This is a genomic window from Castellaniella sp. FW104-7C03 (genome assembly GCF_040276085.1).
Classification (GTDB): Bacteria; Pseudomonadota; Gammaproteobacteria; order Burkholderiales; family Burkholderiaceae_B; genus Castellaniella.
Window position 1 is genome coordinate 23,389 of sequence record NZ_JBELOK010000001.1, and the last position, 23,950, is coordinate 47,338.

Sequence of the window (23,950 nt, forward strand, 5' to 3'; positions counted from 1 at the left end):
TGGAAAGAATTCTAAAAATGTCGGCCGCGCCACCACACCCAGGTGAGGACAGGCCCAGAAGACGTGTTCAGCAGGGAATCTCCGCCTCGCGCCGGGCATAAAACCACCAGGTCACGACAATGGAGATTGCATAAAACACAATGAAGAAAACCAGGGCGGCGTCTGCGCTGCCAGTGAGATCAAAGGACGTGCCGAAGCTCTTGGGGATGAAAAAGCCGCCATAGGCCCCCATGGCACCACTGAAGCCTAACACTGCGGCTGATTCTTTGGCACCTTCGGCTTCAGCGTTGGCGGGAGATCCGGCGGCATGCCGGCGCTGCGCCAGCGCATTGAAAATGACCGGGATCATGGCAAAGGTAGACCCATTGCCAATCCCCGTGAGGAAAAACAGAAACAGAAACGCCAGCAAAAACCCTGGAAAACTGCCGGCCGACTGGCCATCGGGCAACGAAAGCATCACACCCAGCACGCCCAGAACCATCCAGAAGAATGTCCAGAAAGTGACGCGGGCACCGCCCAGGCGATCGGACAGCCAGCCGCCGAAGGGCCGTGCCATGGCTCCCACCAAAGGCCCCAGCCAGGCATACTGCAAAGGACGGATATCCGGGTACAGATATTTGATAAGTAGCGGAAAGCCGGCAGAAAACCCGATAAACGAGCCAAACGTGCCCAGGTACAGAAAACACATGATCCAGTTGTGCCGGCGCTTGAAAATGACGGCCTGCTGGGAAAAGGACGCCTTGGCATCGGCGATGTCATGCATGCCCACCCAGGCCAGCATGGTGACGATGATGATGAAGGGCACCCAGATAAACGCCGCATTTTGCGCCCAGACCTCGGTGGGGGCCCCATGCGCGCCAGACAACGTAGCCATTTGCGGACCACCCGCCCATGGCCCCAGCACTCCCATAGTGATGACCAAGGGGGCAAGAAACTGCACCGAAGACACCCCCAGATTACCTAGGCCGGCATTGAGCCCCAGAGCAGAGCCCTTGCGCTCTTTGGGAAAAAAGAAACTGATATTGGACATGGAGGAAGAAAAATTACCCCCGCCCAGCCCGCACAGCAAGGCCAGCATCAGCATGGTTGAATACGGCGTGGTGGGATCCTGTACGGCGATACCTACGCCGATGGTAGGCAGCAACAGGCTGGCCGTGGTGAGGGTTGTCCAGAGGCGGCCGCCAAAGACAGGCACCATGAACGAGTAAAAGATACGTAGCGTTGCCCCTGACAACGCAGGCAACGCAGCCAGCCAGAACAGCTGGTTTTCGGTGTACTGAAACCCAAGATTGGGGAGGTTGACGGCGACGACACTCCACATTTGCCACACGGCAAAGGCGAGAAACAAGGCCGGAATGGAGATCCAGAGATTGACGTTGGCAATTGCCTGGCCTTCTTGCGCCCAAAACGCCTGGTCTTCGGGTGTCCAGACCGTAAGGACACGACGTTTTTTGCGTGAGGAAACGTCAGGGGGAGAGCTCATGCGCAGGACTCCTGGGACAGAAACCCTGGCACAATAAACCCCATAGACAACAAGGATGATGATCTAGATCAAACCATCACTTGTTTTGCAGACCGCCTGTATCCATGGGGAAAGCCAGGGTCGCGTGATCTGACAAAGTCAGGTCAGTATAAGGGTCTTAGGGCCTGGATGACTAGCCGGACAAATCTTCATACACGCATGGACGCTGCCAACAGGAGGCTTGCCCGAAAAAAAACCGCGCCCTTGCGGGGCGCGGTTGGCTGGCGGCTCAAAGGTGCAATCAAACGCGGTCGCAGCGGATGGTGATGGGGTGGCGGCGCAGCCCCTCGACGACCTGATCAGTGACCTCGCCATCGACGTCGGTGATGGCGTAGCCGATTTTGCCCCGGGTTTGCAGCTGCTGGCTGACAATATTGAGGCCAAACTCGCCCATCAGATTGCTGAGGGCACCCATGGCACCAGGCACGTTTTGGTGAATATGAATGATCCGCGCGGCGCCCGCCTGCTCGTGGTAGGCGATCTCGGGGAAATTGACGGCACCTTTGGTGGTACCACTACTGACAAAACGCTTGAGCTTCTCGGCCACTTCGCGGCCGATGTTTTCCTGGGACTCCTGGGTGCTGCCTCCAATGTGCGGGGTAAGAATGACGTTTTGCATGCCACGCAACGGGCTGTCCAGGCCTTCGTCGCGGCTTTTGGGCTCGGTGGGGAACACATCGATGGCCGCACCCGACAAATGCCCTGACTTGAGCGCCTTTTGCAACGCGGGAATGTCGACCACAGTGCCGCGCGAGGCGTTGATCAAGATGCTGCCTGGCTTCATCGCGGCAATGGCCTCGGCATCCATCAGATTGGTGGTGTCCTTGCCACCCGGCACGTGCAAGGTGACGACATCTACCTGACCGAGGAATTTCTTGAGGGAAGTAGTGGCGTGCGCATTGCCCAGGGGCAGCTTGGCTTCGATATCGTGATACAGCACCCGCATACCAAAGGACTCGGCCAGAATGCCTACCTGCGAACCGATATTGCCATAGCCGACAATACCCAGTGTCTTGCCACGGGCCTCGTAGGCACCATCGGCCGTTTTGTCCCAGAAGCCCTCGTGGACACGCGCGTTTTTCTCGGGGATACGGCGCAGCAACAAAATGGCTTCGCCCAAGACAAGCTCGGCCACCGAGCGCGTATTGGAAAACGGCGCATTAAAGACAGGAACCCCCCGCATGGCAGCGGTTTCGAGGTCTACCTGATTGGTGCCGATACAAAAACAGCCAACGGCACGAAGTTCGGGAAGTGCAGACAGCACAGCCTGGTCGAGATGCGTCCGAGACCGGATGCCCACCACCTGCGCGCCTTGAAGCGCATTGTGCAAAGCATCTCCGGTGAGCGCGCCTGTATGGGTGATGACTTCGTCAAAACCCGCGGCCACAAAGACTTCTTTGGCGCTGGCATGGATGTTTTCGAACAGAACGATGCGTGCCATCTTGATCCTTCTCAAGCAATGAAAAACATCCATTGTGCGATATTTCCACGCAGCCGTCAGGGTCATCCCTGATGGAAGCAGGGTCAAATGATGGCAGAAGGGGCGATAACCAGCCGGTTTCGACCCTGTGCCTTGGCCTGATAGAGGCTCTCATCGGCCCGCCGAAAGAGGCTGGCCGCTGTGTCACCAGGCTGCCAGCTGGCCAGCCCCGCGCTGAGTGTGAGCGAAAGCGTCGCGCCATTGGGTAGCGCGATGGTCTGTGCGTGCACATGTGCCAGCACCCGCATCACCAGCGCCTGGGCATCAGGCACTGTCGTATGGGGTAACAACGCAACAAACTCTTCGCCGCCAAACCGTGCCAGCACATCAGACTGGCGTCGCAGCAGGTTGCGCAACACCTCGGCCACCCACTTCAGCACCTCATCGCCGGCATCATGACCATGCTGGTCGTTGACGCGTTTGAAGTGGTCGAGGTCAAACACTACAAAGGTGATCTGCGGCTCTGGTATCGGTTTAACATGGCTGAGCAACTCATCCAGAGATTCATCCAGCCCGCGGCGATTGAGCAGCCCTGTCAGCGGATCAATGCGGGCCAGCTCGCGCAGCTGGCGGTTGGCCTGTTGCAAGGCCGCCATCGTAGAGCGCAAATCGGCGGTTCTGGACTGGACTTCCTGCTGCAGGGAGCTGCGGGCCGAAGACTCGATCTTCAGGGCATGATCCAGCAGCCTGCGCAATTGGATGACCTCGGCATACGTCAGCAAAAAAACCTGGCTGCCGGCGGCAATCTGTACCCAGCGCTGTTGTGCCATAAAACCGGGCATATAGCCAAACACAGCCAACCCGTAAAACAGGAACCCGGCATAAAGTACCAGCCAGGAGGCCACATACCAACGCGCATCCAGATGGCCCAATCTGGCCTGTGCCACACCCACCCCCAGCATGGCAAGCATGCTGACCAGGGCATATGCGGTATTGACCTTGATGATGACCGGATAAGGCACCCAGAAGCTGGCTACCAGAAGCACCAGACCGATGCCTGCCAACCCCCGAATGCAGTAGTGCTGCCATCCCGACCGAGCCGTGACGCCCAGAAAGCATCGGGTAAAGAGCAAGAGGCTGAGCAGGGCAAGAACCTCGGTAACCGGCACCGCGACATTGGCCAGCCAGGGCGACGCCGGCCACAGGTACTGAAAACTGAGGCCCGACATGGACGCCAGGAAAAGCCCCACACAGATGATGTAGAACGCATTGAACAGCGGCTGCGGGATCCTGAGGCGGACAAACAGCGTGAGGTTGAACAGGGCCAGCAACAACACAGCGCCGATAAACATGCCCAATGCCAGGCTTTGATCCTGGGTCTGGGCCAGTGCGGCCTCGGCGGTATACAGCGACAAGGGAATATTGATGGCACCGTTGCTGCGCACCCGAATCACCACGCCCAGCGATTCTCCGGGTAAAAAGTCCAATGGCAACATCAACAGATGATGGGTAACCGGCCGGGCGTCAAAAGGACGGGCATCACCCATCTGCTGGGCACCCACCAGGGCGGGAGGCGCGTCGGATCCCGGATCCAGCTGGTACACCCAGACATCTACGTTATCCAGCAAGGGATAATCCAGTTGCAGAAACCAGCTGCGTGCCACGGGGTCGGTATTACGCAGGGGCACGTATACCCAGTACGCCGTCTTGGTATGTGTAAAAACCAGTTGATCTGCATCACGGCGCTGGATAGGCCAGCGGCCGCTGAGAAAATCCTGGGGGCTGAGGGCTTGTTTTTCGTCCTGGGCAAAGCACACCTGGGACAACGAGGCAATCTGCGACTGAACCGCAGACACATTGCGGATCGGGCAGACCGCAGCCAGCGGCTGGGCCAGTGCGGCACCAGAAACAAGCAACCCCGAGAAGGCCAGCAACAGCCCTGTGAAATACACACGCAGCCAGGTGGTCAACGATGCTCCTTGAAACAGAACAGGGGTATGCTGCATCAAAGCATTATGCATGGGAACCGTCTCTGGCACGATACATCAAGTCGCATGTTAGGCTAAAGGGTTTCCAGGATTCATCAATTTTTTGCACGGATTTTTTTATGTCCACTCCTGCCGTTCCTTTGTTGCCCACCGAACACCCTGACACCCTGGCGTTGTTTATGCGTACCCCCAACCTGGCAGAACCGGATACCAACGTGCTCAGGGCGTCCATCCGGCGATATTTTCTGGAAACCTTTGATCGCTACGAGTCCTTGTTTCGGTGTCTGGCCAGCGATGAGGCCTACCTCGTCAAACCCATCTCGCTGCGGCACCCCCTGCTCTTCTATTACGGACACACGGCCACATTTTTTATCAACAAGATGCTTTTGGCCCGCCTGATCGACCAGCGGGTAGACCAGCAACTCGAATCCACCTTTGCTGTCGGAGTGGACGAAATGAGCTGGGATGATCTGGACGACAACAATTACCAGTGGCCCTCGGTGGCCGAAGTGCACGCCTACCGCAACAAGGTCAGGGCACTGGTGTGCGACGTCATCGACCGCACTCCCCTGAAATCGCCCATCGATTGGCAAAACCCCTGGTGGGCGCTGATCATGGGAGTTGAACACGAGCGCATCCACCTGGAAACCTCGTCTGTGTTGATTCGCCAGCATGCCCTTAAATACGTGCGGCCGGCCACAGGCTGGGAGCCACTGGCCAGTACGCCACACCCGGCCCCTGAAAACACCGTCACGCGGGTACCCGCAGGCGTCGTACGCCTGGGCAAGGCGTTTTCAAATCCACAATACGGCTGGGACAACGAATATGGCACCCACGAAGCCAATATCGAATCCTTTCAAGCCAGCCGCTATTTGGTCAGCAACCAGGAATTTCTGGCGTTTGTAGAGGCGGGCGGCTATCGCAACCATCACAACTGGACAGACGAAGGCCAGCAATGGCTGGCCTTCAGCCAGGCCAGCCACCCCACTTTTTGGGTAAAGAAGCCACAGGGCTGGTACTTGCGTCTGATGACGCAAGAAGTTCCCATGCCCTGGGCCTGGCCGGTAGAAGTCAATTACCTTGAAGCCAAGGCATTTTGCAACTGGAAAGCGGCCGAAACCGGCCAGCCGGTGCGCCTGCCCACCGAAGACGAATGGTACCGGCTGTACGACACCGCCGGCCTGAAAGACCCCACCGACCAGCGCTGCGCAGCCAATTTGCATCTTGACCATGGCGCCTCATCCTGCCCGGTAGACCAACACGCCCATGGCGACTGGTTTGACGTGGTAGGCAACGTCTGGCAATGGACGGAAACCCCTACCTACCCGTTCAACGGCTTTGACGTCCATCCCATCTACGATGATTTCACCACCCCCACGTTTGATGGCCGTCACAACCTGATGAAAGGTGGATCCTGGATCTCCTGCGGCAACGAGGCCGCGCGCTCAGCGCGCTACGCCTTCCGGCGCCACTTCTTTCAGCACGCAGGGTTCCGCTATGTGGTGTCTCATGCGCCGGCCGAGGCACCGGCCGCCTACTACGAAACCGACAAGCTCATGTCCGAATACGCCGAGTTCCACTACGGCGACACCTATTTCGATGTGCCCAATTTCCCGCAGGCCTTGGCTCAACATGCGATTGCAGCCATAGGCAACCGTCCCCATCGCCATGCACTGGATCTTGGATGCGCGTCGGGCCGGGCCACCTTCGAGTTGGCCCGCCACTTCGATCATGTGACAGGGGTCGACTTCTCTGCCCGCTTCATCAACCAGGGCGTGCAACTGATCCAGACAGGGCACTTGCGCTATACCCTGACAGATGAAGGCGAACTGGTGTCCTACAAATCACGCAGCCTGTCCGATCTCGATCTGTCAGAGACGATTGACCGGGTTGAATTTTATCAGGGCGACGCCTGCAACCTGAAGCCACAGTTTTGTAATTACGACCTGATACTGGCCGCCAACCTGATCGACCGTCTGTACGACCCCGCCCGGTTTCTCGACACCATCCACGAGCGCATTGTGTCGGGCGGCCTGCTGATGATTGCGTCGCCCTACACCTGGCTCGAAGAACACACCCCCCGGGCAGCCTGGATTGGCGGCTTCAAGAAGGACGCTGAAAACTACACCACACTGGACGGCCTTAAAGAGCACCTGCAGGCACACTTCAAGTTGATTGCCGAGCCACTTGATGTACCGTTTGTGATCCGCGAAACCCGGCACAAGTTTCAGCACACGCTGTCAGAAATGACGATCTGGGAAAAGCACTAGTGTCCTGGGTGGTCTGTTCGGTCACTTAAGTTCGGATGCATGGGCTTATCGGGCAAGGCGCGGTAAAGGCATTTGCTGCACAAAAGCCTTAAATGCCTCTGTCTCCAGGGGTTTGCTGTAAAAGTAGCCCTGTGCTTCTTCGCAGCCATTGGCGCGCAGGAACTCTTGCTGCTCAAAAGTTTCGACCCCCTCGGCGATGGTGCGTAGCCCCAGGCTGCGGGACAGCTGAATGATGGCGGTGGCAATCGCCTGATCATCGGGATCAAGGTTGATGTCCCGCACAAAGGATTGGTCGATTTTCAGCTTGTGCAGGCGAAAACGCTTGAGATAGCTTAAAGACGAATACCCGGTGCCAAAGTCATCGATGGCAAAGCGCACACCCATGTGTGCGAGCTCTTCCATGCGCAAGGCAGCTATTTCGGGCGATTTCATTGCGACCGCTTCGGTGATTTCAAGCTCGAGCAAGCCAGCGGGAACCCCAGCCTCCGCCAAAATCGCCTGAATCTGCTTGCCCAGACCCGGCCGATTGAACTGCACTGCCGACAAATTGACCGCCATGCACATCGGCGGCAAACCCTGCACCTGCCACTGGCGCAATTGCCGCAACGCCGTGCGCAGCACCCACTCGCCAATAGGCGCGATCAGGCCGCTGCGTTCAGCAATGGGGATAAACTCACTGGGCGGCACAAGCCCCCATTGGGGCGAACGCCAGCGCAACAAGGCCTCCGCACCCAGCACCGCGCCGTTCTCAAAGGAAATTTGAGGCTGATACACCAAAAATAATTCCTGGTTTTGCAACGCCTGCTTCAAGGCATTGCCCAACAGCAACTCCCGACTGACATGGGTTTGCATCTCATGGGTAAAGAACCCCACGCAATGGCGCCCATCGCTTTTGGCACGGTACATGGCGGTTTCCGCATGCTTCAGCAGTACATCGAACTCGACCGCATCATCCGGATGCAGGGCCACGCCGATAGAGGCAGAGGTATAGATCTCCTGATTGGCCAAATGCATGGGCTGGTACAGAGCCGCCAGCAGGGATTCTGCCTGCTGGGCGATATCGTCCTGAGAAGACATCGGCAAGACCACCACAAAATCATCCCCCGAATAGCGCGAGACAGAAGCAGTCTCGGGCAATGCCTTGCGCAGACGCCGTGCCATCTCCTGCAAAAGCACATCACCCACATGGTGTCCCAGCGTGTCGTTGACCGCCTTGAAGTGATCCAGATCGATCCACAAAACGGCCAGCGGGTCACCGCGATCTAGTGCGCCCTGGCAATGCTTGCGCAGCAGCTGGCGGTTTGGCAGGCCCGTGAGCTGATCGTAATGGGAAAGTGAGCGAATCTGCTCGGCAGCCCGGCGGGTTTCGGTGATGTCCTCGTTGTGGGCCAGATAATTGGTGACTTCTCCGAGGACATTGCGCACCGGGTAAATGAGGACCGACTCGATGTATTCGCGACCATCCTTGGCAAGGTTGATCCATTCGCCACGCCAAGCGTTGCCCTGGGCCAATTGCGCCCACATCGCCCGAAACGTGGCGGACGGGGTACGTCCCGGCTTGAGCCGGCGCAAATTACGTCCGATAACCTCGGCAGCGGTATAACCGCTCACCCGGGTAAACGCCTCGTTGACGAACTCGATACACGCGCGACGGTCTGTGATGATGATGGACTGGGGGCTTTGCAGCACTGCCATGGACAATGTGCGCAGTGCCTGCTCGCTTTTCATGCGATCGGTGACATCACGGGAAATCACCGCAAACTGGGGAGTCCGGCCACGCGCAGTGGCCTTGCGGGCAATCGAGAGTTCAAAGTAGTGAACCACCCGCTTATCCATCAACGCCACTATCTTGCCCCGCGACTGTCCGTGCACAAAGGCCTCGTGCAGGGCCTCGCGCACGATCCGGCTGTTGCGTGCAGACAAGAACTCATCCACGGGCCGGCCCAGCAAGCGCTCGGGTGGCACCGCCAGGGTATCGACTCTGCCGGTATGGATGCTGAGATAGCGGCCATCGAGATCCATATCAAGCACTAAATCGGGCAAGGCATCAAGCGTTGCACGCAGTTGTTCGCGGGACTCTTGCAGCAAGGCATAAGGATGTTGCACGGCCTCTGAGAACACCGCCCGGTACAGAAAAATGTAGGCAACAATCTTGTAGAGGTGGCCAAGGACGCTATAGCCGTCAGTGACGCTGGAGTATATCGTCAGGAAAAACTCGCTTTGCGCCATGACGCACGCCGCGATGAAGAGATCCGGTGCATTGAACCTGCGTTCTTGCCGCATGCGCCACACAAACAGACCCGCTGCCACCAGATACAGCAGGATCAGTGTGTACTCGGCGCCCACCTTGAAGGGAGTGAGGCCCTGGCCAGGTAAAAACGTACGGGGCACCCAGCCTGACCAGCCAAAATACAGGAGGGACAGTGCCGACACAAACAGCAAAACACCCAATACCTGCAGGCCCAACGGCACCCAAACTCGCCCTTTTTGCCAGGACACCAGGCCAGCGGCCAGCAAACCCATCCCGCCAAGCAGCCGGCCCAACAACCAGAAATAAATGGACTTCTCAGGGCTGCTGGGGGTGATAAACGGCGGCATGCCCTGGTAAGACAGCAGGTGCAGGAAATCAAACAGGGCAACACCCAGAAAGGTGCTGCCCAGCAAGACCAGCGGCCGCGACAATGACTCTTGCCGGCTGCTCCAGACCACAGCAAAAATGACTGAAGCTGTGATGACTGACAAGGTTTCGACTACCGTATGCAATGCCAGGTAGTGGGCGACATCGTGAAAGGCGGCCGGCATAGGCACCACAGCCACCATCAACAAAAGCACCGTCAAGAGGCTGACGATGCCGATCGCGCGCCGAAACTCTTTCTGGTAAGAGAGATGGATCAAGGACATTGCCAGTGGTTGACCATACAGGCCACTGTACTGATACCTTTGGTCACTGGCAAGTACATTATGTTTAAAGCATGGACTTATATACGGCCCTTATGCGGCCCTTATACAGCTCATATATCTGGCCTATGTGTTCAGCGGTTCAGGCGTTGGTTTCAACCGCCACAGGAGCCGCAGCAGTATATTTGGCACCCGCCACGCATACCACCACAAACGCGGTGACACCCACCATTGCCGGCGTAACCGATTCACCCAGCAACCAGGCTGACAGCACAAGACCTAAAAACGGCTGCAGCAACTGCAATTGGCCCACTGCCGCAATGCCGCCCAACGCCAGGCCGCGATACCAGAAGATGAAGCCAACCAGCATGCTGAATACCGCCACATACCCCAGCCCGGCCCAGGCCGACCACGGCACGCTGGCCCACTGCACAGGCGCCCAGATCCACGCCATCGGGATGCTGATGGGTAGTGACAGCACCAGCACCCAGCAGATGACCTGCCAGCCACCCAGCCGGCGTGACAACCGTCCGCCTTCGGCATAGCCGTATCCGCAACTGACAATGGCACCCACCATGCAAGCATCTGCCAGCAATGAACCTGAACCATCCTGACTGAAGGCAAACCCCATCACCGCCAGCGCACCCAGCACGGCAAACATCCAGAAAGCCCGTGAGGGGCGCTCGTGGCTCAGCCAGGTGCCAAACAAGGCCGTGGACAAGGGCAGCAAGCCAATAAAGACCAAGGAATGTGCTGAGGTAATGGTTTGCAGCGCCAGGGCAGACAGCAGGGGAAAGCCTGCCACTACTCCCAGTGCCACCAATACCAGCGTGCGCCACTCGGCAGCAGTAGGCCGTTGCTGGCGATGCTGCGCCAGCAGGATAAAGGCCAGGATCCCGGCCAGCGCTGCACGCGCGGCAGTGAGAAACCAGGGATCCAGGCCCAGCACTGCCACACGTGTGGCAGGCAAGGAGCCGCTAAAAATAGCCACACCAAGGGCCCCGTTGATCCAGCCACGGCTTGATTGCTGCATAAGGAAGGCTCTCCACACCAGGATAATTGGACAAAGGTGACACCATACGCGCCGGACGGCGGGATCACCAGATATTATTGGGTAGGGGCAGCGTAAACTGTACTGCTTTAAGCGATCCGGAAACCTCAGCCTGACAAGCATTCCTGCATGCTGCCACATCAGGCCGCAAAAACCCGCATGAGCACACCCGCCCCTAACACCGATGTTCTGAATGCCTTCCAGGGCAGCCTGGACGAACAGATACAAGCACTGCCCACCGAATGGCGCACGGTATTGCTGGCACCGCATCTGCACCGGATTGTGGCCCAACTGGATATACTTCTGACGCAACGCCTGGCAGACGGCGCACAGATTTTTCCACTGCGGCCATTTCGGGCCCTGATCGAAACCCCACCCGAGGCGGTGCAGGTCATCATCGTCGGACAAGATCCCTACCATGGGCCCAATCAGGCGCAAGGCTTGGCGTTCTCGGTGCCCGATTTTTGCCCCACACCCCCCAGCCTGCGCAATATGTTTAAAGAACTGGCACTCGAATACGGCATGCCGGCGCAGCCGCCGCGCAACAGCCTGGTGCGCTGGGCCCGCCAAGGCGTTTTATTGCTGAACACATCCTTGACCGTAGAGGCGCACCAACCGGGCTCGCATGCCAAAAAAGGCTGGGAGCACATCACCGACGCATTGATCATGCGGGCGCTGCGCGAGCCTCGCCCAAAAGTACTTTTGCTGTGGGGGGCTCATGCCCAGGCACGCCAAAAATTGCTGGAAATGCAGGCACCTGCCGGGCCGGTGAAGGTGTTGACCGCCAACCATCCTTCACCACTATCAGCCATGCGGCCACCCCGTCCTTTTATTGGATGTCAGCATTTTCGCGATGCCAACGCCTGGCTGCAAGCCCAGGGAGAGCCCGGAATCGACTGGCAACTGCAAAAGACGCCAGAGGCAGCGCCTGGTTACGGCGGCTAGCCAGACAGGACACCAGGATCGGGCTTACGGCCACACGCGGATGCAGTCGCGCCCGGCCGCCTTGGCCAGGTACATGGCCTGATCTGCCTGTGCCAGCAGGCGATCAAGGCTGACAGGCATACCCGAAGCACAGGCGATTCCTACACTGACCGTCAGAGGGCTGGGCAGCTGGGCACTGCATGCCGCCAGGCCGGATCGAATCTTCTGCGCCCATTGTTCTGCACCCAGACGCCCCGTGTGAGGAACCAGAACGACAAACTCCTCGCCGCCCAGCCGGGCGTAAAAACCTTCATCACCAACCACCTCACGCAGCACCCGAGCAAAGCGGATCAGCACCTGGTCTCCGGTTTCATGGCCAAAGCGGTCGTTGATCAGCTTGAAATGATCGAGATCACACATCAGGGCAGCGATATCCGCGTGATGGGCACTGGCCTCTTGCAGCAGCACGGCCCCCTGATGAAACAGTGCACGGCGATTGGGTAGCGTGGTCAAGACGTCATGCAAGGCTGCGTAACGGTAGTTGTCTTCGGCCCGGGCCCGTACCGCCATCAGCACGCTGTATGAAAGACCCACGACAAAAAAGATGCCTTCAAACATCACCAGCGCAAACTCCGGCCAGTTTGCCCAGACATGATCTTGAAAGGTGCGGGGAGGGATCCGGTAGGCATAAAACAAGGCATGCAATACCAGGAACCCCAGCAAGGGTGAAATGGCTGACTGATGTTCGCGCCACTCTGGCCAGATTTCGCGGATAGCGGCCAGCAGATACACCAGGCATAAAACCGAATACACCGCTACCCGAAGGTCGACCTCTTGCATAAACACCGGCCATAGGCCCAGAACCGGCCAAATGGCCGGCCCCGCCAGCAAGACGGGCCATAGCACCTTGTGGCCACGAAACAGGCGCAGGCCCGTCCAGAGGCAGGCGTGAGACAAAATCAGGAGGGTGTTGGTTACAATAATCGAGAAAGCCAGATATTCTGGATGTTGGCGGGTGATCCCCAGCAAAAAGGCACTGCATGACAACCACATGCTGGCACCCACCCACCAAAGGGTTGGCTCCCGACGCCCCTGAAAAGCAGCCAGGAACATCAGCCCACCCAGTAGAAACAGGATGAAGGCCGCAACAAGCAGCAGGGTTCCGGGGTCAAAGTTCATGATTAAAACAAAGCCCGCATTGCATCACTGAATAATTTTGAAATACGTGGTAACCGTTATGATATCGGTTCGCCGCTTGGCCGTCCCCTCTTAAACGGATTGATTTCTGAGTGTTATCCCCAAGCCCGAGACTCAAAACCTCAGGCCCCGGCAACTGATGCAGAGCAAACCGTATCTCCCAAAACGTATGGCTTCACCTCCACCTGCGCCCTCTTCCTTGTCTGTCACCAGCCTCACCACTCCGGTGGCAATGGGCTATGTACCGTTGGGTGCCGTGTTTGGATTTCTGTTTGTCCAGGCGGGCGGGCCGGCCTGGCTGGCCATTGCATCCAGCGTGCTGATCTATGCCGGCGCAGCGCAATTCATGATGGTACCGATGCTGGCCGCCGGCCTGCCCTTAAGCACCATCGCGCTGGCCACCCTGGTGCTTAACCTGCGCCACGTGTTTTACGGGCTGTCGCTGCTCAATCACATGCCCGCTTCGCGTCTGCAGCGCTGGTACAGTATTTTTGCGCTCACGGACGAGACCTACTCGGTGCTGACAGCATTGCCAGAGCCCCAACGGGCTCGGCGCATGGCGCTGGTGTGCGCGCTCAACCATGGATGGTGGATCCTGGGCACTACGGTGGGCGCCATCCTAGGCGCACGCGGGCAACTGGGGTTGGAAGGCCTGGATTTTGCCCTGGCGGCCCTGTTTGCCGTCTTGGCAGTCGAACAATGGCGCACGCGCCGGGACATCATCCCCTTATGGACGGCACTGGGGGCATACGGCATTGCCTGGCTGCTGATGCCCGCACAAGCGCTGGCCGTGGCCATTGCCCTGAGCCTGATCGTGGCCGTTTGGCGCCGGCCGCGCACAGCAACACCGTCTACGCATCCTTCAGGCAATTCTCATGGCTGATACGGTTTACGTTGTCCTGGCGATTGTGGCCATGGCAGCCATCACAGTGGGCCTGCGCGCCCTGCCGTTTATCGGAGGCCAATGGCTGCGGCGTCAGCCCTGGGTACACAAGCTGGGCAATACGCTGCCACTCTCCATCATGGCCCTGCTGTTGCTGGACACCATGGTCGGCCAGGCGCGTCATAATCCCGCAGGGCCCTGGCCCTGGCAAGAAGCTTGTGCGGTGCTGGTGGTGATCATCCTGCAGTGGCGTGCCCGGCACGCCCTGACCAGCATTGCGGCAGGCACCGCCGCCTATATGGTGTTGCGCGCACTGTAATCGCACGTTGTTGCGGCCCTAACAAGATCTCTGCCAATCCCTGCACATCGATACAATCCAGGAATCACTGTTTTTCAAGGATGCTTTTATGCCCAGCTTTGATGTTGTCTCCGAAGTAGACACACACGAACTCACCAACGCGGTGGATCAGGCCAATCGTGAACTCTCTACCCGCTTCGATTTCAAGGGCACGGATGCACGCTTTGAACTGGACGGATACGTGGTGTCGCAATCGGCCCCCAGTGCTTTCCAGCTTAAGCAGATGCTGGATATCCTGCGCGGCCGGCTGTCGGCCCGTGGTATTGATGTGCGCTGCATGGAACCCGCCGATCCCCTCGAAAACCTGGGTGGCGCCCGGCAAAAGGTCACCATTCGCCAGGGGATCGAGCAAGCCACCGCAAAAAAACTGATTGCAGCCATCAAGCAGGCCAAGCTCAAGGTCGAGTCACAGATCAACGGCGACAAGCTGCGGATTTCCGGCAAAAAGCGTGACGATCTTCAGCAGGTGATCGCCCTGCTGCGCAAGACCGACGTCGACCTCCCACTGCAATATCAAAACTTTCGTGACTGAACCGTCGCCTTGCTGCCCGGCACCCGCAAGATAACCCCGGTGCCATCCGCAGCAAGCGCACCCATTGGCTGTCATCGACCTATACTGTTTCTGGAGGTTCCGCCCAGTACGACGAGAACACAGACTGTGATCGACCTTATCGACAAGAGGCAAGCCATGACGACCTACGACGTCAAGTTGCTCGGCAAAAAAGAGATTGCTGAGGGCACAATGGAATTCACGCTCGAAAAACCCGCGGGGCTAGAGATCCGCGCCGGGCAGTTTTGTGACGTTAAACTCCCCAGTGCGGATGACACCCCAAAACAAGACCGCATCCACGGGTTTTCGTTTGTGAATGCCGCCTACGAGCCCCACATCGTGGTGGCCACCCGGATGCGGGGCACCCCGTTTAAAAATGCATTCAAGGCCACCCCGGACGGCACACCGCTTAAGCTGATTGCGCCCTTTGGCGATTTCACCCTGCACAAAGTCCAAACCGTACCCGCCGTCTTTATCATTGGCGGCATCGGCATCACGCCGGTACGCAGCATGATCGTGCAGGCCCTGCACGATCACACAGAGCAGGCACTGACACTGATCTATGCCAACCGCACCCCGGCACAAGCCGCCTATACGCAAGAGCTTCAGCAACTGGCACAGGCACACAAGAATTTCAGTTTTGTGCCGGTGTACACCCAAGCCTCCACAGAAGCGGCCGAGCACGGCCATGTCGACGCCACGCTGATTCGCAAACATGTGCCGGATCTCCACTCCCCACGGTTTTATCTGGCCGGGCCGGAAGGGATGGTCAAGGCCATGCGGGCGCTGCTCATCGAGCTGGGCACCGACGAAGACAATATCCGGACAGAAGAATTTGAGGGTTACTAATGGCGGACACACTGGCTCCTATCGATTTTTATTTCGATTTCTCATCGCCGTACGGCTACTTTGCCAGCACGCAAATAGAGGCTCTTGCACAAGACCTGAAACGCTCGGTGCACTGGCATCCCGTGCTGCTGGGCCCCATGTTCAAGGCGATGGGCTCGGCGCCACTGGTGCAGATTCCCCTAAAAGGCGAGTACTCGCGACGCGACATGCACCGAACCGCACGCCTACATCAAATCCCGTTTCAGTTGCCCAGCCCGTTTCCGGTTACCACCGTGGCGGCGGCACGCATCATGCTGCATCTGCAGCAATCCGATCCACAACTGGCCGTCCGCTACGCACACCGGGTATTTCAGGCGTACTACACCCAGGGTGTCAACATCAGTGACGCCAACTGCGCCTTGCAACTGGCGGCCGATCTCGGCGAGGACACCACGCCTATCGCCAACGCAATCGCCACGGACACCATCAAGGCCTTGCTGCGGCAATCCAACGAGGCTGCAATGGCCCGCGGGGTCTTTGGCTCACCCTTCATCATCATCGACGACGAGCCTTTCTGGGGGTTCGATCACTTTGACATAATCCGGCGCTGGACGGCCACCAATACCGCAACAAGCGCTTCCGCCGGAGGCGCGGCATGAATATCGGCATCCTGCAATGTGATGACGTTGCCCCCGAACTCCAGCCACGGCATGGCAACTACCCGGACATGATCCAGACCCTGCTGCTGGCGGCAGACCCCAGGACACGCTTCACGGTATATGCCTGCCACCAAGGAGAAACCCCCTCCTCCACAGACGCACACGATGGCTGGATCACCACTGGCTCGAAATGCAGCGCCAACGACGACTTCGACTGGATCCGCACCTTATCGGGCTTTATCCGCCTGCTTTGGCAGGCAGACAAACCGCTAGTAGGTATCTGCTTTGGCCACCAGTTGATGGCCCGCAGCATGGGCGGGCAAGTGGTGCGCAGCCCCATGGGTTGGGGCTTGGGTGTCTACGCCACCACGGTGCAAGAGAAACAACCCTGGATGAGCCCCTGGTACTCAGAAGATCTGCAGTTGCTGGCCAGCCACCAGGATCAGGTGTCCGAGCTACCGCCGGGGGGCCAGATACTGGTGGGCAGCAGCTTTTGTCCGATGTACATGATGCAGATTGGCCGGCACTTTCTGGGCATCCAGGGCCACCCCGAATTCACCCGTGCCTATGTGTCTGATCTGGTCAATTTCAGGCGCGACCGCATCGGCGCCGAACGCGTGCTGGCGGCACGGCACAGCCTGCAACTGGCCGTACACGACCAACTGCTGGCGCACTGGATCCTCAACTTTATTGCCCGGGCAAAATCAGGACAGCAAGGCTAGCAAGGCCGCTTCATCAATCACGGGCACACCCAGTGATTTAGCCTTCGCCAGCTTGCTGCCGGCGTCCTCGCCAGCCACCACCCATGCAGTTTTGCCGGACACCGAGCCGCTTACCTTGCCGCCTGCCGCCAGGATTTTTTGCGTGGCTTCGTCGCGGCTGAGCGTGGGTAATGTACCTGTAAGCACCAGCGTTTTGCCGGCTAGTGCGTGGGCGCCTGCCGGCGCTACCTCTTGCTGCGGCTCTACCCCGGCTGCCTGCAGGGCAGCCAGCACATCCCGGTTGTGCGCTTCAGCAAAAAAACGGTTGACCGATGCCGCAACCACAGGCCCGACATCGGGCACTTGCAACAGCGCATCCTCATCGGCCTGAACCACTCCCTGCAGGCTGCCAAAATAGCGGGCGAGGTCTCGGGCAGTGGTTTCACCCACATGGCGGATACCCAGTGCATACAACAGACGCGACAGAGGCGGGCGCCGGCTGCCATCTATGGCCTGGACAAGGTTTTCGGCGGATTTCATACCCATGCGCGGGTAAGTGGAGAGTTCAAGCGCCGTGAGCGTGTAGAGATCGGCCAAGGTATGCACGCGGCCACCATCCACCAGTTGCTCGATAAGCTTGTCTCCCAGACCATCAATATCCAGGGCCTTGCGGCTGGCCGCATGCCACAGGGTTTGCTTGCGTTGCGCCGGGCAAAACAGACCGCCGGTGCAACGCGTAATGGCTTCGCCTTCAGGCCGCTCGACGGCCGAGCCGCACTCGGGGCACACGGGGCACAAGGCCAGCAGATCAAACACCGGCGCATCGGCCGGACGCAGATCCAGCACCGGGCCGACCACTTCGGGGATCACATCGCCTGCCCGCCGCACAATGACGGTGTCACCAATGCGGATATCCTTGCGGCGAATTTCGTCTTCGTTGTGCAAGGTGGCATTGGTAACCGTCACGCCACCCACAAATACGGGTTGCAGCCGTGCCACAGGGGTTAGCGCCCCGGTGCGCCCAACCTGCACGTCAATACCCAGCAGGCGCGTGGTTTCTTCTTGTGCCGGAAACTTGTGGGCAATGGCAAAGCGCGGTGCACGTGCCACAAACCCCAGCACAGTCTGCGCACGCAGATAATTGACTTTGTAGACCACTCCATCGATGTCGTAGGGCAACTGGCTGCGGTTTGCACCCACTGCTTCATAGAACTGCAGCAATTGGCCCGCCCCCCGGCAACACTGGCGGCCCGGGCTGACGGCGAAGCCAAACTGGCCAAGCCAGTCCAGCATCGCCGCATGCGTGTCATGAGGCTGGAGATCGCGGCCGGCCTCATCTCGGATTTGCCCCCAGCCATAAGCGTAGAAACGCAAGGGGCGCTGGGCGGTAATCCGGGGATCGAGCTGCCGCAAGCTGCCGGCAGCTGCGTTTCTCGGATTGACAAAGGCTTTGTCGCCACGGGCCTGTTGCTGCTGGTTCAGTCGTTCAAAGTCGGCCCGGTTCATCAACACTTCGCCCCGCACTTCCACCACGGCCGGCACTTCGGTACCACGCAAGCGCAGCGGCACAGACCGCAAGGTGCGGATATTGGATGTGATGTCTTCGCCACTGGAGCCATCGCCCCGGGTAGCCGCCTGCACCAGCAAACCGGCCTCATAGCGCAGGTTGACCGCCAAGCCATCAAATTTGTACTCAGCCATGTACTCCACAAGGGATACATCCGGCACGGCGGCAGCATTTGAATCTGAAAACAGGCTGGCCTGTGTAGTGGCCGACGCACCGGCCGCCAGCAAGCCCGCCTCTATCAGGGTTGTGCGCACACGCTCGTCAAAGGCCTCGATGTCTGCTGCTTCGAAGGCATTGCCCAGCGACAACATTCGCACGGCATGACGCACAGGGGCAAAATGCCCGGATGGCGCGGCGCCCACCCGTTGAGTTGGGGAATCTGGAGTAATCCATTGAGGGTGCTGGGTTTCAATCGCCTGCAGCTCAGTCATCAGGCGATCATATTGGGCGTCCGATAAGCTGGGGCTGTCTTGAACGTAATATTGATGGTTGGCCGAGCGAATGTCTTCCCGCAGCTGTTGCAGCCGCTCAAAAAGTGGATCCAGGCTCACGAAAATACTCGGGCGGTGCGCTCGGTGCCTGCCAGAAACCCGGCTTGATCCAGTTGGTCGTAGAGCGAGCTGATTTGCTGGTCGATGGGCGGCGCGGAGGCATCCTGAAACGTGCGGCCCTGATCATCCAGCACATGGGCATCCAGACGCTGCGCGAGATCGCGCCCTACCGCCACCATCCGGCTGAAGGCCTGATCATCGGGGATGCTGTTGGGGACATCCAGCACGAGATCAATCCGGTGAATCCCGGCATCGGATGCGGGTTGCTCGATTTGCAGCACAAAGCGCGGCAAGCCATTTTCGGCCATCCAGGCCCACAGCCCGCGCGACGGCACAAAGCCAGCCTCGGCGGCCGCATCAGCCACTGCTTGCGGCGATTGCGGCGCCGACAGCTGCAAAATCAATCCTACCTGGGCGTCCATCGGGGCACAGCGCGCATCAAGATCCACCGCCTGCCGCAGCACGGCTTCTTGCTCGGGGGCTTCGATCTGCCCATCAAACCGCTCGGCGACATTTTGCGCAAGCGTCCAGAGGTTGGACCATTCGATTGCGGTCAGTGGGCCCGAACGGTTGGCCACCACCACGGCCAGCTGCAGGGCGACATAGGATTCGTCGGGATGAATCACCATGCGATGACCACCGCCTTCGCGCTGCGCAAAGACGCGCACAGGCTTTTTACCAGCACGGGTAATGGACGGAGCCACCTGTGTCAGGGAGTCTCCGGCAACCGGGTGGGCAAAAGCGATATCGATGACGGCCTCGCAAGTGGCATCGATGTCGGACAGATCGTCGGCAGCAGCCGAAGCAGGTTCGGCATCGAACAGCCCCGGCTCGCGGCGCGAAGGCGCATCCTGCAGCAGGATATCGTGATCAGTCTCGGGCACAGTGGCACGCATGCTGCGTCGAGCCCGCCATTCTTGCCAGCCGTTATACAGCAGCACGATCACGATCAGAGCCGCGCCAATAGAAATCAGTAATACCTGCAAATCACTCATAAAGACCTCATTCTGTGCTCAGGCTGCGTCTGCAGCCCACTGCAAGGCAGAATCCATATCGACCGCCACGATGCGTGACACACCTTGTTCTTGCATGGTTACACCAATCAGCTGACGGGCAATCTGCATGGCAATTTTATTATGCGAAATAAAAAGAAACTGGGTTTGTTGACTCATGCCGCTTACCAGGCGCGCATAACGCTCGGTATTGGCATCATCCAGCGGGGCGTCGACTTCATCCAGCAGACAAAACGGCGCCGGGTTCAGTTTAAACAAAGCAAATACCAATGCGGTGGCTGTCAGCGCTTTTTCGCCGCCAGACAGCAAATGAATGGTGCTGTTGCGCTTGCCCGGCGGCTGTGCCATCACCTGGACACCCGCATCCAGAATTTCGTCGCCCGTCATGGTCAGGCGAGCCTCGCCACCCCCAAACAGCTGCGGGAAAAGCTCGCCAAAGTGCTGATTGACCGCATCGAATGTTTGCGACAAAAGCTCCCGGGTCTCGCGGTCGATCTTGCGAATCGCGGTCTCAAGGGTGTCGATGGCCGAGAGCAGATCAGCCCGCTGGCTGTCCAGAAACCCTTTGCGATCCTGGGCCGCCTTGAGCTCGTCAAGCGCCGCCAGATTGACTGCGCCCAGGGCATCCACTTGCCTGGACAACCGCTGAACCTCGGTCTGCAGCCAGCCCAGTTGCTGCCACTGCGCCGGCTGCTCGGCCACATAGCGCTGTAGTGCCAGCCGATCTACCTGCTGGGCGTCCAGTTGCTCGGAATATTGCTCGACAGCCAAACGGGCCGCCTGCTCTTTGAGCTGCAAGTCGATGATTTGCGCCCGCAGAGGGTCAAGTTCGCGCTCAAGTGTCAGACGGCTTTCATCCGCCTGACGCAGTGTCGCGGCGCATTCGTCCTGGCGCATCCGTGCCGCGCGCAGGCTTTCTTCGCAGGCGGCTCGCGACTCTAGTGCATCTTGCAAGCCAGTTTGCGCCACGGATTCATCCAGCTCGAAGAGCTCGCCTTGCAAGGATTCGAGCTCGGCACCCGAACGGCGCGATTGCTCGGCGGCCAACTGCAGCGTGCGATGGGTTTCTTCGAGGCGATGACGCAAGGTGCGCACTGTATAGCCGGCCTCTTGCGCGGCGGCCTCGTGCTGACGGCCCAGCTGGCGGGCGTTTTCAGCTTGTCCAAACAAGGCCTCGGCCTGCAGATCGAGCCCGGCCTGGGCTTCCTGCTGCACGGCCAGTTGCTCATCCAGGGTTTCAAACCGTGCCTGCGCCTCATCTCGGCGTGTCTCAAGCCCGGCCTGCTGCTCCCGCAGCTCGGCCAGATCGCGCTCCAGACGGCTGGCCTGTTCATCCGAACGAGCCAGTTGCTGCTCGAGCTGGCTGAGTTGAAGCTGGGCGTCATGATGAGCCTGCATGCGCTCGCCAATTTGCTGGCGGGCGGACTGCAGTGCCTGCTGCAAAGACCTGTGATCGCTGTCGCTGCGCGCATGGGCATCGAGCGCTTGATCGGACATCAACTGAGCGGCCCGGATTTCCTTGGCCAAATCAGCAATTTGTTGCTGGCGCGCCAGCAAACCAGCCTGCTCGGAATCGGCCGCATAAAACCGCACACTGCCGGCATCCACCCGATGGCCCGTCGGTAAAACCCATACCGCACCAGGCGCGAGTTCGCCCCGGCGCGCCAGTGCGCCGGCCAGGCTGTCGCTGCAAAACACCCCATGCAACCAACGGGCCAACAAGGGCTGCAAGGCAGCGTCCCGGATGCTTACCCGCGACAGCAGAGACACGGCGTCGGGCGGCGCACCCCCATCAACATCCGCAGGTGAAGGCGGCGTCTGATAAAACGCCAGCCGGGCCGGTGGTGGATCCTGCTCGAAGGCATAGAGATGATCCAGCGTACGTACGCCCAATGCATTCATGCGCTCGTGCAAGACCGCTTCGAGGGCGGACTCCCAGCCGGCATCCACTTGCAGGCCTTGCCAAAGTCGTGCCATCCCGTGCAGCTCCTGGCGCTGCAGCCAGGGTTCGAGTGCATCTTCGGACTGGATTTTTTCTTGCAGGGCAACCAGCGCCTGGCGCCGTGCTTCCAGGCGCTCCAGCGACAGGCGGGCAGCTTGCGCGGCCTCTTGAGCCTGCTGCAAGGCCGCGTCGATCCCGGGCAGCCGCGACTCGAGTTCGAGCACGCGACCCTGCGCTTCTTCGAGACGGGATTCTGCCATCCGGGCGGCACCCAGCAACTGCTCTTTGGTAGACGGATCGGGGCGCTCCAAGGCCTGATGATCTGCCTGCAGGCGTTCACGACGGGCGTCCAGCGCACGCCACTGATGATCGGCATCACGCTGTGATTGCGCAGCCAGGGCAATGGCCTGCTCTGTTTGAGCCAGCGTACGACGGGCGTCTTCGCGTTGCTGATTCAGCGTACGTAACTGGCTGTCCAGCGCCGGCAAGCCCTCGAGGGCCACTTGCGCCTGCTGCGCAAGGATCTCCGCCTGCGCCTCGGCTTCTTCGATTTGCTGCTCGAGCGCCTCGATAGCCGACTGGCTGTGGGTTTGCTGATCTCCCCACTCTTGCACCTGGGACTGCAATTGCGCCCGGCGAGCCTGCAGACGATTTCGGGAGTCGACCACGTGCCGGATCTCGGCCTCCAGCCGGCTGACTTCCGCGCCTGCTTCGAAAAGCTTGCCCTGGGCCACGTGCACGGCCTCGCCGGCATCGAGATGCTGCTGGCGCTGCGCCTCGAGGGCAGATTCTGTCGCACGCATGCGGGCCACTGAGGCTTCGAGCGTGGCTTGTGCCTGTTCAGTTTGCACGGCCAGTGTCTGCCGGCTCTCGCGTGCGGATTGTTCACGTAGCAGCCACAAGGCATGTTGCTTGCGCTCACCCTCGGCTTGCAGTGCCCGGTAATCAGCTGCCACTTGGGCCTGGGACTGCAGTTTTTCGAGCTGGGAAGAGAGTTCGCGCAGGATATCGTCCAGGCGGGTGAGGTTTTCCCGAGTGTCCTGCAGGCGGTTCTCGGTTTCCCGGCGGCGCTCTTTATAACGTGATACCCCCGCGGCTTCTTCGAGATAAATACGCAGTTCTTCGGGTTTGGCCTCGATGAGCCGGTTGATCATTCCCTGGCCGATGATGGCGTAACCCCGTGCCCCCAGGCCTGTACCCAGAAAGATGTCGTGGATGTCGCGCCGGCGCACGGCCTGATTATTGATGAAATAGCTGCTGGCACCGTCGCGTGTAAGTACGCGGCGCACGGCGATCTCGGCAAAAGAAGACCACTGCCCTGCCGCCCGGCCCTGGCTGTTGTCAAAGACGAGCTCGACAGAAGCCCGTGCGGCGGGTTTTCGCTGGCCCGAGCCATTGAAAATCACGTCCTGCATGGAAGCGCCGCGGAGTTCGGATGCCTTGGATTCGCCCAATACCCAGCGCACGGCATCGATGATGTTGGATTTACCACAGCCATTGGGGCCCACCACGCCCACCAGTTCGCTGGGTGTGGGAATCACGGTTGGGTCCACAAAGGACTTGAACCCGGCGAGTTTGATCTGCGTAAGGCGCACAGTGGGAGGCAGACAAGCTGCTGGCAAGTCGCA

Annotated in this window: 17 protein-coding genes; 8 read left to right on the forward strand and 9 right to left on the reverse strand. The window is 59.3% G+C overall.

Features of this window, described 5'->3' with window-relative positions; translation table 11 throughout:
• Positions 1-67: 67 nt before the first annotated feature.
• From ABS758_RS00140 to ABS758_RS00150, 3 genes are all read right to left on the reverse strand, one after another.
• Positions 68-1,483, reverse strand: coding sequence for a NarK family nitrate/nitrite MFS transporter (locus tag ABS758_RS00140; RefSeq protein WP_350379502.1), 1,416 nt, complete (start codon positions 1,481-1,483; stop codon positions 68-70).
• 280 nt (positions 1,484-1,763) lie between these two features.
• Positions 1,764-2,963 carry a phosphoglycerate dehydrogenase gene (serA, locus tag ABS758_RS00145; RefSeq protein WP_350379503.1) on the reverse strand — a complete coding sequence of 400 codons (1,200 nt, stop codon included), beginning with the start codon at positions 2,961-2,963 and terminating at the stop codon, positions 1,764-1,766.
• Between the two features lie 83 nt (positions 2,964-3,046).
• Positions 3,047-4,912 (reverse strand): sensor domain-containing diguanylate cyclase, encoded by a 1,866-nt coding sequence (locus tag ABS758_RS00150; protein ID WP_350379506.1) that lies wholly within the window; start codon positions 4,910-4,912, stop codon positions 3,047-3,049.
• 137 nt (positions 4,913-5,049) lie between these two features.
• On the opposite strand from ABS758_RS00150, the gene ovoA reads away from it, so the two are divergent.
• On the forward strand, positions 5,050-7,200 hold the full coding sequence (gene ovoA, locus ABS758_RS00155; protein ID WP_350379509.1) for a 5-histidylcysteine sulfoxide synthase: 2,151 nt from the start codon (positions 5,050-5,052) through the stop codon (positions 7,198-7,200).
• 45 nt (positions 7,201-7,245) lie between these two features.
• On the opposite strand, the gene ABS758_RS00160 is transcribed toward ovoA, so the two are convergent.
• Both ABS758_RS00160 and ABS758_RS00165 read right to left on the reverse strand, forming a co-directional pair.
• On the reverse strand, positions 7,246-10,095 hold the full coding sequence (locus ABS758_RS00160; protein WP_350379511.1) for a bifunctional diguanylate cyclase/phosphodiesterase: 2,850 nt from the start codon (positions 10,093-10,095) through the stop codon (positions 7,246-7,248).
• 145 nt (positions 10,096-10,240) lie between these two features.
• The gene (locus ABS758_RS00165) at positions 10,241-11,131 is read right to left on the reverse strand and encodes a DMT family transporter (RefSeq protein ID WP_350379513.1); all 891 of its coding nucleotides are present in this window, start codon (positions 11,129-11,131) and stop codon (positions 10,241-10,243) included.
• Positions 11,132-11,308: 177 nt separating this feature from the next.
• On the opposite strand from ABS758_RS00165, the gene ABS758_RS00170 reads away from it, so the two are divergent.
• Positions 11,309-12,094 (forward strand): uracil-DNA glycosylase, encoded by a 786-nt coding sequence (locus tag ABS758_RS00170; protein WP_417275998.1) that lies wholly within the window; start codon positions 11,309-11,311, stop codon positions 12,092-12,094.
• A gap of 24 nt (positions 12,095-12,118) precedes the next feature.
• Here ABS758_RS00170 and ABS758_RS00175 read toward each other — a convergent pair whose 3' ends face one another.
• Positions 12,119-13,252 (reverse strand): GGDEF domain-containing protein, encoded by a 1,134-nt coding sequence (locus ABS758_RS00175; protein WP_350379518.1) that lies wholly within the window; start codon positions 13,250-13,252, stop codon positions 12,119-12,121.
• Between the two features lie 187 nt (positions 13,253-13,439).
• On the opposite strand from ABS758_RS00175, the gene ABS758_RS00180 reads away from it, so the two are divergent.
• The 6 genes from ABS758_RS00180 to ABS758_RS00205 all read left to right on the forward strand — a co-directional run bounded on the left by ABS758_RS00180 (position 13,440) and on the right by ABS758_RS00205 (position 17,270).
• Positions 13,440-14,153: an AzlC family ABC transporter permease gene (locus ABS758_RS00180; RefSeq protein ID WP_350379521.1), complete on the forward strand. Its 714-nt coding sequence runs from the start codon at positions 13,440-13,442 to the stop codon at positions 14,151-14,153.
• Positions 14,146-14,472 carry a branched-chain amino acid transporter permease gene (locus tag ABS758_RS00185; RefSeq protein WP_350379523.1) on the forward strand — a complete coding sequence of 109 codons (327 nt, stop codon included), beginning with the start codon at positions 14,146-14,148 and terminating at the stop codon, positions 14,470-14,472. The genes ABS758_RS00180 and ABS758_RS00185 overlap by 8 nt, the downstream gene beginning before the upstream one ends.
• Before the next feature lie 88 nt (positions 14,473-14,560).
• Positions 14,561-15,043, forward strand: coding sequence for a YajQ family cyclic di-GMP-binding protein (locus ABS758_RS00190; protein WP_350379525.1), 483 nt, complete (start codon positions 14,561-14,563; stop codon positions 15,041-15,043).
• A 156-nt stretch (positions 15,044-15,199) separates the two neighbouring features.
• Complete coding sequence (locus ABS758_RS00195; RefSeq protein WP_350379527.1) at positions 15,200-15,910, forward strand: ferredoxin--NADP reductase; 711 nt, start codon at positions 15,200-15,202, stop codon at positions 15,908-15,910.
• A complete protein-coding gene (locus tag ABS758_RS00200) occupies positions 15,910-16,548 on the forward strand; it encodes a 2-hydroxychromene-2-carboxylate isomerase (protein ID WP_350379529.1) in 639 nt (212 codons plus the stop codon). Before ABS758_RS00195 ends, ABS758_RS00200 begins: the two co-directional genes overlap by 1 nt.
• A complete protein-coding gene (locus ABS758_RS00205) occupies positions 16,545-17,270 on the forward strand; it encodes a glutamine amidotransferase-related protein (RefSeq protein ID WP_350379531.1) in 726 nt (241 codons plus the stop codon). The genes ABS758_RS00200 and ABS758_RS00205 overlap by 4 nt, the downstream gene beginning before the upstream one ends.
• Here the strand turns inward: ABS758_RS00205 and ligA are convergent.
• From ligA to smc, 3 genes are read right to left on the reverse strand one after another with little or no spacing between them, the layout of a single operon-like run.
• Positions 17,253-19,367 carry an NAD-dependent DNA ligase LigA gene (gene ligA / locus ABS758_RS00210; protein WP_350379533.1) on the reverse strand — a complete coding sequence of 705 codons (2,115 nt, stop codon included), beginning with the start codon at positions 19,365-19,367 and terminating at the stop codon, positions 17,253-17,255. The genes ABS758_RS00205 and ligA overlap by 18 nt on opposite strands.
• Positions 19,364-20,362, reverse strand: a complete 999-nt coding sequence (locus ABS758_RS00215; RefSeq protein ID WP_350379535.1) for a cell division protein ZipA C-terminal FtsZ-binding domain-containing protein — start codon at positions 20,360-20,362, stop codon at positions 19,364-19,366. The genes ligA and ABS758_RS00215 overlap by 4 nt, the downstream gene beginning before the upstream one ends.
• Before the next feature lie 18 nt (positions 20,363-20,380).
• Positions 20,381-23,917, reverse strand: a complete 3,537-nt coding sequence (smc, locus tag ABS758_RS00220; RefSeq protein ID WP_350379538.1) for a chromosome segregation protein SMC — start codon at positions 23,915-23,917, stop codon at positions 20,381-20,383.
• Between the last annotated feature and the right edge of the window lie 33 nt (positions 23,918-23,950).